Annotated in this window: 9 protein-coding genes and 1 pseudogene; 8 read left to right on the top strand and 2 right to left on the bottom strand. The window is 72.5% G+C overall.

The genetic code is table 11. The annotated features are described in order from the left end of the window. Positions 1-160 precede the first annotated feature (160 nt). Positions 161-1,039: a menaquinone biosynthetic enzyme MqnA/MqnD family protein gene (locus tag ACFWU3_RS31555; RefSeq protein WP_384444469.1), complete on the top strand. Its 879-nt coding sequence runs from the start codon at positions 161-163 to the stop codon at positions 1,037-1,039. 129 nt (positions 1,040-1,168) lie between these two features. On the opposite strand, the gene ACFWU3_RS31550 is transcribed toward ACFWU3_RS31555, so the two are convergent. Next, positions 1,169-2,206 carry an alpha/beta hydrolase gene (locus ACFWU3_RS31550; protein WP_384444468.1) on the bottom strand — a complete coding sequence of 346 codons (1,038 nt, stop codon included), beginning with the start codon at positions 2,204-2,206 and terminating at the stop codon, positions 1,169-1,171. A 219-nt stretch (positions 2,207-2,425) separates the two neighbouring features. Here ACFWU3_RS31550 and ACFWU3_RS31545 point away from each other — a divergent pair, with 219 nt between their 5' ends. From ACFWU3_RS31545 to ACFWU3_RS31520, 6 genes and pseudogenes are all read left to right on the top strand, one after another. Next, entirely contained in the window at positions 2,426-4,075 is a 1,650-nt protein-coding gene (locus tag ACFWU3_RS31545) for a protein kinase (RefSeq protein ID WP_384444467.1), read from the top strand. A 92-nt stretch (positions 4,076-4,167) separates the two neighbouring features. Then, positions 4,168-5,367, top strand: a complete 1,200-nt coding sequence (gene mqnC / locus ACFWU3_RS31540) for a cyclic dehypoxanthinyl futalosine synthase (protein ID WP_313944772.1) — start codon at positions 4,168-4,170, stop codon at positions 5,365-5,367. Positions 5,368-5,374: 7 nt separating this feature from the next. After that, positions 5,375-6,019 carry a hypothetical protein gene (locus tag ACFWU3_RS31535; RefSeq protein ID WP_384444466.1) on the top strand — a complete coding sequence of 215 codons (645 nt, stop codon included), beginning with the start codon at positions 5,375-5,377 and terminating at the stop codon, positions 6,017-6,019. Between the two features lie 30 nt (positions 6,020-6,049). Continuing rightward, entirely contained in the window at positions 6,050-6,745 is a 696-nt protein-coding gene (locus ACFWU3_RS31530) for a demethylmenaquinone methyltransferase (RefSeq protein ID WP_384444465.1), read from the top strand. 76 nt (positions 6,746-6,821) lie between these two features. Continuing rightward, positions 6,822-6,938, top strand: a pseudogene (locus tag ACFWU3_RS31525) (zinc-ribbon domain-containing protein); the annotation flags it as partial. Between the two features lie 39 nt (positions 6,939-6,977). Next, complete coding sequence (locus ACFWU3_RS31520) at positions 6,978-9,620, top strand: hypothetical protein (protein WP_384444491.1); 2,643 nt, start codon at positions 6,978-6,980, stop codon at positions 9,618-9,620. A 166-nt stretch (positions 9,621-9,786) separates the two neighbouring features. On the opposite strand, the gene ACFWU3_RS31515 is transcribed toward ACFWU3_RS31520, so the two are convergent. Further along, positions 9,787-10,305: a GNAT family N-acetyltransferase gene (locus ACFWU3_RS31515; RefSeq protein WP_384444464.1), complete on the bottom strand. Its 519-nt coding sequence runs from the start codon at positions 10,303-10,305 to the stop codon at positions 9,787-9,789. 96 nt (positions 10,306-10,401) lie between these two features. Between ACFWU3_RS31515 and ACFWU3_RS31510 the strand changes: the two genes are divergently transcribed. After that, complete coding sequence (locus ACFWU3_RS31510) at positions 10,402-11,697, top strand: geranylgeranyl reductase family protein (protein ID WP_313944767.1); 1,296 nt, start codon at positions 10,402-10,404, stop codon at positions 11,695-11,697. The last annotated feature ends 126 nt before the right edge of the window (positions 11,698-11,823 follow it).

Below are 11,823 nucleotides of genomic sequence, written 5' to 3'. Positions count from 1 at the left end.
TAGAGGGAAAGATCACGTCACCCGGACGTTTGAAAAGATCTTGGTCCGCTGACGAATCGCAGCTCGGGAGGGGCGCGGCCGGTGTCCCCGTACCCGCCCGGCTCATGCCGCGCACGCCCCCGGCGCGTCGTGCCGGCCTCCACAGGTCTAGCCTCGCGATGTGGACAGTCCCGGAGAAAGCACAGCAGTCGACCACCGTCGCAGCCGCCCCCGTGTGGGGCACATCCAGTTCCTCAACTGTCTCCCCCTGTACTGGGGGCTGGCGCGCACCGGAACCCTCCTCGATCTCGAGCTGTCGAAGGACACCCCGGAGAAGCTCAGCGAGCAGCTGGTGCGCGGCGATCTGGACATCGCGCCCGTCACCCTCGTGGAATTCCTGCGCAACGCCGACCGGCTCGTCGCCTTCCCCGACCTCGCGGTCGGCTGTGACGGACCCGTCATGTCCTGCGTGATCGTGTCGCAGGTGCCGCTGGAGCAGCTCTCCGGCGCGCGGGTCGCGCTCGGTTCCACCTCCCGCACCTCCGTACGCCTGGCGCAGCTGCTGCTGGCCGAGCAGTACCAGGTCACTCCCGACTACTACACGTGCCCGCCCGACCTCGGTCAGATGATGCTGGAGGCCGAGGCCGCCGTGCTGATCGGGGACGCCGCGCTGCGCGCCTCGCTGCACGACGCCCCGCGCCTCGGCCTCCAGGTCCACGACCTGGGGAAGATGTGGAAGGAGTGGACCGGGCTGCCGTTCGTCTTCGCGGTGTGGGCGGCGCGCAAGGACTATCTGGCCCGGGAGCCCGAGATGGTGCACGAGGTCCACGAGGCTTTCCTCGCCTCCCGTGACCTCTCCCTCCAGGAGGTCGCCAAGGTCTCGGAGCAGGCCGCACGCTGGGAGACCTTCGACGCTCAGCTGCTGGAGCGGTACTTCCGTACGCTCGACTTCCGCTTCGGTCCCGACCAGCTCGCCGGTGTGCGTGAGTTCGCCCGCCGCACGGGGCCGGCCACCGGCTACCCGTCGGACGTGACGGTCGAACTGCTCGGCGCCCGATGACCGCCGGCCCGGGTGACCGCCGGGCCGCGTGACCGTTTCAGCGCGTTCGGCCGCCGGGCGAGCGCCGACGCACCGGGCGTGCCCCGACGCACAGGGCCCGCGCCCTGACCCACTGGCCCGCGCCGACCCTCAGGACGTCGGGATGGGCGCCTGCATGTGCTTGCTGATCCACTCGATGGATCCGTCCCCCATGCCCCGCACATAGGTCTTGGCGTTGTGCTCGCCGTCCTGGATGACCTGGAGGCGGGTCTTCACCGGGCCCCTGCCGTAGTCGCGCGCGAACTTCTTCACCCGCGCGAGCCCCGACTCCCTGGTGCCCACCTGGAACGCCAGATAGACCGCGTTGGCCCGGGTGTCCGGCCGCGCGCCGAGCGCCTCGGCGAGCTTCTCCGGGTTGTTGGCCTGCCGTTGGGGCTCGTGGCCCGACCAGAGCGGGGAGTCCGGCACGGTGTCCGGGCCGGAGGCGATGGCCGCCTTGAACCGGTCCGGCCGCTGGAGCACGGACTTCAGGCCCACGAACGCGCCCGACGACGAGCCCATGAACGCCCAGCCGTCGCGGCTGGTGAAGGTGCGGAAGTTGGCCTTCACGAAGTCAGGGACGTCCTCGGTCATCCAGGTGCCCATCTTCGGCTGCCCGGGTATGTCGCTGCCGTCGTAGTAGTTCTTCGCGTCCGGGTTCAGCACCGGCATCACCACGATGAAGGGAAGGCTCCTTCCCTCCCTCGACCACTTCGCGATGCTGCTCTGGAGCCGCAGGTCGGTGCCCATCCAGTAGTTGTTCGGATAGCCGTTGCCGCCGGGAAGGGCTATCAGGACGGGGAAGCCGCTGCTCGCGTACTTCTCGTCGAAGTACTGCTCGGGCGCCCACACCCAGACCTTGCCCGTGAAGCCGGACTTCCTGCCCTCCAGGGTGGTCACGCCGATCCGGGTGCCGTCATCCAGCGTGTTCTGGGTGGTGAAGGAGGCCTTGGGGCCGGTCGGCATCAGCGTCTTCGCGGCGGCCTCGGCCGCCGCCCCGCCTCCGGTCCGCGCGCCATCGCCGCCGGTGGGGGCCGTCACGGCCGGTCCGTCGAAGCTCACCGGTTCGCCCTCGTCGGAGCAGCCCGTGGCGAGCAGGACGGAGCCGACGGCGGCGGCGGTGATGAGGGCGCGGGAGAGGCGGTTCATGCAGGGTGCTCCGAGGGTTCCGGCGCGGTCGGAGGCGCGGGCGGGGCGCAGGCATCTTTTCGGACAAGCTGCGCGAACGGCGACCTGGGAGACGGCCGGTACCCGGGATCGGTTGGCCGCCGGGGGCGGGCAATCCCCGTGATGCCGGACACGCCGGGGCCTACCCTGATGAGCAGCAGGGGCGGGCGGGACAGGCGTGGAACAACCGGGGGAGTACAGATGCAGCCGCTGGATCCGGGCGAGCCGCGGAGCATCGGTGCGTACCGGCTGCTCGGGCGGCTGGGGGCGGGCGGAATGGGCCGCGTCTACCTCGGGCGCAGTGCCGGCGGCCGCACGGTCGCGGTGAAGATCGTCCATCCGCACTTCGCGCTCGACGAGGAGTTCCGGGCCCGTTTCCGCCGCGAGGTCGACGCGGCACGGCGCGTCGGCGGCCAGTGGACGGCGCCCGTGCTCGACGCCGACCCGGAGGCGTCCGTGCCGTGGGTGGCGACCGGCTATGTGGCCGGACCCCCGCTGTCCCAGGCGGTGACGGAACACGGCCCGCTGCCCGCCCACTCGGTACGGGTGCTGGGCGCGGGTCTCGCCGAGGCGCTGGCGGCCGTGCACGCGCTGGAGCTGGTGCACCGCGACGTGAAGCCGTCCAACGTGCTCCTCACGCTCGACGGGCCGCGTCTGATCGACTTCGGGATCGCCCGCGCCACCGAGGGCACCGCCTCCCTCACCTCCACCGGTGTCTCCGTCGGATCGCCCGGCTACATGTCGCCCGAGCAGATCCTCGGCAAGGGCATCACCGGCGCCGCCGACGTCTTCTCGCTGGGCGCGGTCCTCGCGTTCGCGGCGACGGGCACCGCTCCCTTCCCCGGCGACTCCTCCGCGGCGCTGCTCTACAAGGTGGTGCACGAGGAACCCGAACTGGCCGGTCTGGAGGGCGATCTGCGGGACCTGGTCGCCGAGTGCCTCGCCAAGGACCCCTCCGTGCGTCCGTCACCCGGCGAGATCGCGCGCCGGCTCGCGCCCGGCGGCGCCGCCGCGCTGGTCGCCGCCGGCTGGCTGCCGGGACCGCTGGTCGAGCAGGTGAGCCGGTCCGCGGTGACGCTGCTGAACCTGGAGCCCGCGGACCAGGCCGTGGCGGACGCCGTGTCGGGTCCGGTGGCCTTCAGCAGCCCGGCGATCGGCACGTTCGGACCGCCGGTCGATCCCGTCGGTCAGCTGCCCTCCCATCCCGGCGGTGCGGCGACGGGGCCGGCCGCGCCACCCACCGGCGCCCCCGGAAAACCGGCCGGCAGGCGCAGGGTGAGCTGCACCGTGACCCTGACGCTCGCCGCCGCGCTGGCCGTGGTGACGATCGGCGGCGGCTTCCTGTTGGACCTGTGGCCGGGCACCGGTGGCGGAGGGAACAACACCGACACCGGGGCCGAACCGCCGGGGTCCAGCGCCGCGTCCACCCCCGACCCGTCCACTCCCCGCCCTTCCGCCTCGGCCTCGCAGGAGCCCGGGGACAAGGTGGCGGCCGTACCGAAGCCCTTCATCGGCAGCTGGCAGGGTCCCTTCAAGGTCAGCCTCGCGGGAAGCGAACTGGAGGCGGGGACCTTCACCGTCGTCATCCGCGCGGGAAAGACGGGCGCGACGTTCGGCACGGTCAGCCAGTACGACGCGCTCGGCAACCTCTCCTGCGAGGACAACCTGGTCCTGCGCGGCGCGACGACCGCCGAGCTCGTGGCCGACGGCAGCTCCAGCGGCAAGCCGGGCAACACCTGCACACCGGGTACCCACACGGTGAAACTGCGCCTGGACGGGGACCGCGTCCAGTACACCTCGCGCGAGCCGCGGGCGGGCGATCCGCGCGCCACGCTGGAGCGTACGGACTGACTCCGGGCACCGGCCGGAAGGCGGCCCAGGCGGCTGGCGTAGGCTGGAGCGGCCCGCAGATGCTCCGAAAAACCGCCGAAAGGTGACACCCGGTGACCGAGAAGGCCGACCTTCAGTCCGTGCTGGACCGTGCCGCTGAGGGCGGTCGGATCACGCCCGAGGAAGCGCTGGAGCTGTACCGCTCGGCCCCGCTGCACGCACTGGGCACGGCGGCCGACGCCGTCCGCCGGAGGCGCTACGCCGGTACCGAGCACATCGCGACGTACATCATCGAGCGCAACATCAACTACACCAACGTGTGTGTCACGGCCTGCAAGTTCTGCGCCTTCTACGCGCCGCCGAAGGACACCGCGAAGGGCTGGACCCGCGACCTCGACGACATCCTGCGGCGCTGCGCGGAAACGGTCGAACTGGGCGGCACCCAGATCATGTTCCAGGGCGGCCACCACCCGGACTTCGGCGTCGAGTACTACGAGGAGCACTTCTCGGCGATCAAGAAGGCGTACCCGCAGCTGGTCATCCACTCCCTCGGCGCCTCCGAGATCGAGCACATGGCCCGGATCTCCGGGGTCTCCGCGGAGGAGGCCATCCGCCGGATCCACGCCGCGGGTCTCGACTCGTTCGCGGGCGCCGGTGCCGAGCTGCTTCCGGCCCGTCCGCGCCAGGCGATCGCCCCGCTGAAGGAGTCCGGCGAGCGCTGGCTGGAGATCATGGAAATCGCGCACGGCCTGGGCGTGGAGTCCACCTCCACCATGCTGATGGGCACCGGCGAGACCAACGCCGAGCGGATCGAGCACCTGCGGATGATCCGCGACGTGCAGGACCGGACCGGCGGCTTCCGTGCCTTCATCCCGTACACGTACCAGCCGCAGAACAACAAGCTGAAGGGCCAGACCCAGGCCACGCTCTTCGAGTACCTGCGCATCATCGCCATCGCCCGCCTCTTCCTCGACAACGTCGCGCACATCCAGGGCTCCTGGCTCACCACCGGCAAGGAGGTCGGCCAGCTCACCCTGCACTACGGCGCGGACGACCTCGGCTCGGTGATGCTGGAGGAGAACGTCGTCTCCTCGGCGGGCGCCAAGCACCGCTCGAACCTGCACGAGATCATCGAGATGATCCGCACGGCCGACCGCGTCCCGGCGCAGCGCTCCACGACGTACGAGCACCTCGTCGTGCACGACGACCCGGCGAACGACCCGGTCGACGACCGCGTCGCCTCGCACATCTCCTCGACGGCCATCGAGGGCGGCACGGCCCACCCCGAGCTCAAGCTGCTGAGCGCCAACTGAGGCCGCCTTGCTGACGATCCATGTGGCCGACGCCGTGTCGTTCGCCGGCCACGAGGACGTGCGCGCGGTCGTCGTCGACGCCGGGCTCATCGTGCAGATGGGTCCCTACGACGCGATGACCGCCGCGCGCCCGCAGGCGCGGGTGCGGACCTGGCCCGGGCTCCTGGTGCCGGGCCTGCGCCACCCCGGGGCGGTCGACCTGCTGGAGTCGGCCTACCACCCCGATCCCCGGGAGGCCGACGCGCTCGGCACCGAACCGCTGACGGGGGATGCCCTGGCCGCCCTGGAGCTGGACGACAAGCGCCTCGGCGGCAGCGCCCGCCGGGGGCTTCAGCGGATGCTCGGGCACGGCGTCACGGCGGTCACCGGTCCCTTCAGCCGGCCCCCCGTCCGCACCGCCGTGGCCCGCTCCGGACTGCGGGTCCGCGAGCCCGTGCCGGTCCGGGCGACGGAGGGCGTCACGCTCGATCCGCTGCGGATCCTTCCGCTGAGCGCGCTGCTCGACGGCGGGCTCTCGGTCGGAGCGCCGGCAGACTTCGCCGTCTTCGACGTTCCCGTGGACGAACCGCCCGCGGAGGTGCTGCGCCTGCACGGCGCCGGGACGTGTGTGGCGACGGTCCTCGGCGGCCGGCTGGTGTACCGCCGCGCCTAGGCGTGCACCACGGCTGCTTGAATGGGCTGCGTGATCCGAGCCTCCCTGGACAAGCAGCCGCACGAAGTCGCCTCGATGTTCGACGACGTGGCGGCGAACTACGACCTCACCAACGACGTCCTCTCGCTCGGCCAGGACCGGCGGTGGCGCAAGGAGGTCGCGAAGGCGGTGGACGCGCGTCCGGCGCAGAAGATCCTCGACCTCGCGGCCGGCACCGGCACCTCCTCGCTGCCGTTCAGCGCGGCCGGTGCCTACGTCGTGCCCTGCGACTTCTCCCTCGGCATGCTCCGTGAGGGCAAGAAGCGCAACGCCTGGCTGCCGCTGACCGCGGGCGACGCGACGCGACTGCCGTTCCGCGACGGCGTCTTCGACGCGGTGACGATCTCCTTCGGTCTGCGCAACGTGCAGGAGACGGACACGGCCCTGCGCGAGATGTACCGGGTGACCAGGCCCGGCGGACGCATCGTGATCTGCGAGTTCTCGCACCCCACATGGGCCCCGTTCCGGACGGTGTACGAGGAGTACCTGATGCGGGCGCTGCCCCCGGTGGCCCGCGCGGTCTCCTCCAACCCCGATGCGTACGTCTATCTCGCCGAGTCGATCCAGTCCTGGCCGGACCAGCCCGAGCTGGCGGCGAAGCTCCAGCGCGCGGGCTGGGCGAAGGTCGCCTGGCGGAACCTCTCGGGCGGGATCGTGGCGCTGCACCGGGGCACCAGGCCGGCCTGAGCCGCGCGCGCCGGGAGCGGCGGACGCAACGGGCGAGCACGACGGGGGAGTTGACGGGAACCGTCCGGCGGGCAGGATGTGTCAGTTCACTCGCAGCCCCGTTCCCCACGGTCCCGGAGTACCCATGGCCTCGTACTGTCCGCACTGCGGTTCCCCGTCCCCGGACGAGGCACGCTTCTGTATGAAATGCGGGCGTGAGCGGCTCCCGGCAGCCGAGACGGGTCCACCGCCCGTGCCCCCGGCACTGCCGCCCGCTCCCTCCGCGCTGCCCGCTCCCGCGCTTCCGTCCCCTCCCGCCGGGCCCTCGCCCGCGCTTCCGTCCCCTCCCGCCGGGCCCGCTCCCGCGCTTCCGTCCCCTCCCGCCGGGCCCTCGCCCGTCGGGCAGTTCGCCGGCCGGGTCCTGCGCGGCGACTGGGCGCGGCCCGCGCAGGCCGCGCTCTTCCCGGCCGGGCTGCTGCTCGCCCTGGGCGTGGCCCTCGCGTTCCCCTCCTACGGACAGGACGACGAGGTCGTCGTCGGCTGGGTCGCACGGCTGCGGATCGCGCTCGCGATGCTGCTCCAAGGGGTCGGCGGCGCATTCGAGATCAAGGCCGCCGAAGGGGGTTCGCCCTTCGGGGAGGACTTCGGATCGGGTTCCGGCTCCGGCTCCGGCTCCGGCTCCGGCTTCGGATCGGATTCCGGGTCCGGTTTCGGTGACGCCTTCGGCTCGTCCGACGCCATGGGCAGCGCCTCGCTCTCGCTGGTGCCGCTCACCGTGACGCTGCTCTTCGTCGCCGCGCTCTACCTGGGTGCCCGGATGCTGCGCACGCGCGGCGCCGGGCTGGAGGCCGCCGTACGGCTGTCACTCGTGGTCACCGCGGCGGTGCTGGTCCTCGGACTGTTCGCCCAGCCCGACATCGACGGCGTCGAGGTCTCCTCGTCGCCGCTGCTCGCGATGTTCGGCGCGCTGGCGATCTCGCTCGTCGTGAGCTGCGCCGTCCTCCAGCGCGACCACCTCGCCTCCTGGCTGGGCATGCGCCCCGCCGCCGCCTCGGCGGTCCGCGCCCTCGGCACGGCGGTGCGGGCGCTCGGCATGGTGATCGCGCTCTGCTCGGTGGTGGGCTTCATCGTCTTCGCGGTGCAGGACGACGTGGACGGCACGGCCCTGCTGGGCGCGCTGCCGTTCCTGCCCAACATCGGGTTCGCGGTGCTCGGACTGAGCTGGGGCGTACCGGTGGAGTACGACGTCCGGGGGGAGGCCAGTGCCTTCGGATCGAGCTCGGAGAGCGGCGCCTTCGGGCTGTCGGAGATCGGCGACCTGTGGGGCAACGGCGCGGTCGCCGGGGCCCTGACGCTCGGTGTGGTCTGTGCGCTGATCCTCGGCGTCCGGACGGCCCTGCGCTCACCGGACCGCCGTGAGCATCTGCTGACCGGCGGCTTCCTGCTCGGCCTGTTCCTGCTGTTCCTGGGCTTCACCGGGCTCGCGGCGGACGTCTCGGGCGGCGTGGGCGGCTTCGGCGGCCAGGGCCGTTCGGAGGTGGCCCCGAGCGTGCCCGACGCGCTCCTGTTCGGTCTGCTGTGGGTGGGCGGTGCGGTGCTTCTGGCCCCCTACGCGGTGAAACTGACGGGGCGTCGGCCGGCCGTACCGCCGTACGCCCCGGGGGCGCCGGCCCACCCGCCGGCGCCCATGGCACCGGGCGCGGCGGGGGCGACCGTCGCGGGCGCCTGGCCGGTGGCGGGCGCGCCGGGCCACGGAGGACCGGAAGAGACGGACGGGCACGCGGTCGCTGCGGACTCGGGTCCGCCGCCGACCTCGGGCCATGATCTGCCGGACACCGGGGACGCCCCGGCCGCCTCGGGCACAACGGCCGCGCCCGCGGCCCCGGCCGCACCGGCTCTCCCGCCCGCCGGCCCGGGCGTTCCGCTCGCCGGCCCGGGCGTTCCGCCCGTCGTTCCGTCCGCGGGCGACGCGGCAGGCGCTCCCGCGGGTCCGCCGCTGCCCGGAACTCCCGGCGCCCCGGCGGCTCCCGGTGCGCACGGGCCGGGCGCTCCCGTGCCGGTGTACGACGCCGAGACCTATGTGCCGGCCGGTTACGGACCCGCCGCCCCCCACATCTCCGACTTGGCCGCGGGGCACGCCACCGTGCCCCCGCCCGGGAGCGACCCGGCCGCCGCGGCACGCCGGCGCAAGGTGCTCGTCTGGACCGGCACCCTCGTCGCCGCGTTCGTCATCGGCGGCGGTGCCGCGGCCGGGGTGCTGCTCCTGCAGAAGGACGACGGCGGTTCCGATCGCGCGTCGGACAAGCCCGCCGCCTCGCCCTCACCGGTGCCCTCGTCGGCCACGCCGTCCCCGACTCCGTCGCAGGAGCCCACCGAGGGGCCGGGTGGCGCGAGTACGCCGCCGGGCGGGAACGCGACTCCCTCACAGCCGTCCGACGGCGCACTGCCCGCCGGATTCGTCCTCAAGAACGACCCCGCCGGATTCACGGTCGCCGTCATGGACGGCTGGCAGCGGCGGCAGACCGGCAGCCAGATCTTCTACGAGGCTCCCACCGGGGGCTCGTACCTCCAGATCGGCGTCATCAAGAACGCGCCGACGTCGTCCTACGAAAACTTCCTCGACCTGGAGAGCAAGCGCCAGGCGCTCCCCGAGGTCCGCTACCAGCGTCTGCAACTGGTGCGGAACACCTTCCAGGGACGCCCCGGCGCGCTGTGGGAGTTCACCAACATCCCCGATCCCTCGAAGAGCACCGTGCTGCGCCATGTCATCGACCAGGCCTTCGTGGCGGCCGACGGCACGGAGTACGCGATCCTCGCCGGCGACCGGGCGGACCTGTGGGACACCGAGAACGACGTGGTCTTCTCGACGGCCCTCAGCACCTTCAAGCCGAACTGAGGGCTGCCCGTCACCCCCCCCCGTGGGCGCACCGGCCGGACGGCCCCGGCCGCCCGGGGGCGGGGCCGCCGGAACCGGGCGGACCGACCGCCGGAACCGGCCCAACCGCCCCCGGCCCCAACCGCCCCCGGGCTCGGCCCGGTCCGGTCCGGCCCGGTCCGCCGGATCAGGCTCTCGTCAGGTCCAGCCGGAAGCAGCACCCCTGCCGCTTCGACACCGGGGCCGTGAACGTCTCCGACAGGTGCATCCCGAGCCGCTCGGTCACCGCGATCGAGCGCTTGTTGGCCGCGTCGACCATGGCCACGACCTGGCCGACCCCCGCCGCCCGTACCCGCTCCAGCGTGGTGCGGGCGGCGGCCGTCACATAGCCCTTGCCCCACGCCCGCCGTGCCAGCCGCCAGCCGATCTCGATCTCGCCGACCGGCCCGAAGTGCGTGTGCGGCCAGGGCTGCGCGCCCGTGAAACCGATGACCTCGCCCTGCTCGTCGAGCATGGTCCAGAAGCAGAAGCCGCGCTCCGCGTCATGCCGGCGCTGGCGTGCCGTGAGCTCCTCGTACACCGACAACTCGGCCGCCCTGCCGCCCTGGAACTCCATGACGTCCGGGTCGGCGAAGACGCGGTGCCAGGCAACGGCGTCCTCGCCGGTGGGCACGCGGAGCTGCACGGCGGGGAGGAGCCTGCTCATGGGGGAGCCCTTCGGTCGCTGATCTGTACGCCCCCATAGACTGCACATGTCCAGTGCCATCCGGTACGCAATATCGAGTCTTCGGGAGAACCCGCCGTGACCGAGTCGCTCGCCAAGAACACGGCGCACAGCGCGGATGTGATCGTTGTCGGAGCAGGCCCGGCCGGCTCCACGACCGCCTACCACCTCGCCAAGTCGGGCCTGGACGTTCTGCTGCTGGAGAAGACCGCGTTCCCGCGCGAGAAGGTCTGCGGCGACGGGCTGACCCCGCGCGCCACCAAGCAGTTGGTGGGCATGGGCATCGACATCTCCGAAGAGGCCGGCTGGCTGCGCAACAAGGGCCTGCGGATCATCGGCGGCGGAGTGCGGCTCCAGCTCGACTGGCCGGAACTCGCCTCGTTCCCGGACTACGGACTCGTCCGCAAGCGCGACGACTTCGACGAGCAGCTGGCCCGCCAGGCGCAGAAGGCGGGCGCCCGGCTCCACGAGCGCTGCAACGTGGGCGCCCCGATCATCGACGAGCGGACCGGCCGGATCACCGGCGTGGAGGCCAAGCTCGGCGAGGAGAAGACCCCGGTCACCTTCCACGCCCCGCTGGTCGTCGCCGCCGACGGCAACTCCTCCCGCATCTCCCTCGCCATGGGCCTGCACCGCCGCGACGACCGCCCGATGGGCGTGGCCGTGCGCACGTACTTCACGAGCCCCCGCCACGACGACGACTACCTGGAGTCGTGGCTGGAGCTGTGGGACCGCCGCGGCCCGGGCGAGGACCGGCTGCTGCCGGGCTACGGCTGGATCTTCGGCATGGGCGACGGCACGTCCAACGTCGGCCTCGGTGTCCTCAACACCTCGGCGGCGTTCAAGGAGCTGGACTGGCGCGAGGTGCTGAAGGCATGGTGCGCCTCGATGCCGGAGGACTGGGGCTACACCGAGGAGAACATGACGGGCCCGATCCGCGGCGCCGCGCTCCCGATGGCCTTCAACCGCCAGCCGCACTACACCAAGGGCCTGCTGCTCGTCGGTGACGCGGGCGGCCTGGTCAACCCGTTCAACGGCGAGGGCATCGCGTACGCCATGGAGTCCGGGGAGATCGCGGCCGACGTGATCGTCCAGGCGCACTCCCGCCGCACCCCCGCCCAGCGCGAGCTGGCGCTGCACCGCTACCCGAAGGTCCTCAAGGACACCTACGGCGGCTACTACACGCTGGGCCGCGCCTTCGTGAAGCTGATCGGCAACCCGAAGGTCATGAAGATCGCGACCCAGCGCGGTCTGTCCCACCCGATGCTGATGCGGTTCACGCTGAAGATGCTGGCCAACCTCACCGACCCGACGGGCGGCGACGCGATGGACCGGATCATCAACGGCCTCTCCAAGGTGGCTCCGAAGGCCTGATCACTCACGGCCGGGGGGGGGGGGCGGGGGGCGGGGGCCCCCGCCGGGGGGGGGGGTGGTGTAAAAAAAAAACAGACCCCCCCCCCCGGGATTTTTTAGGGGTGGGGGGGGGGGGGGGGTATGTGG

The sequence above is a fragment of the Streptomyces sp. NPDC058685 genome (assembly GCF_042714725.1).
In the GTDB taxonomy this organism is placed as follows: domain Bacteria; phylum Actinomycetota; class Actinomycetes; order Streptomycetales; family Streptomycetaceae; genus Streptomyces.
The sequence above is the reverse complement of the archived record's forward strand: the minus strand, read 5'-3'. Positions and strand labels throughout refer to the sequence as shown.

Bases quoted from the DNA above. Each gene is read 5' to 3' on its own strand.
- ACFWU3_RS31550 (WP_384444468.1), bottom strand. From the start codon at position 2,206: ATGAACCGCCTCTCCCGCGCCCTCATCACCGCCGCCGCCGTCGGCTCC.
- ACFWU3_RS31545 (WP_384444467.1), top strand. From the start codon at position 2,426: ATGCAGCCGCTGGATCCGGGCGAGCCGCGGAGCATCGGTGCGTACCGG.
- ACFWU3_RS31515 (WP_384444464.1), bottom strand. From the start codon at position 10,305: ATGAGCAGGCTCCTCCCCGCCGTGCAGCTCCGCGTGCCCACCGGCGAG.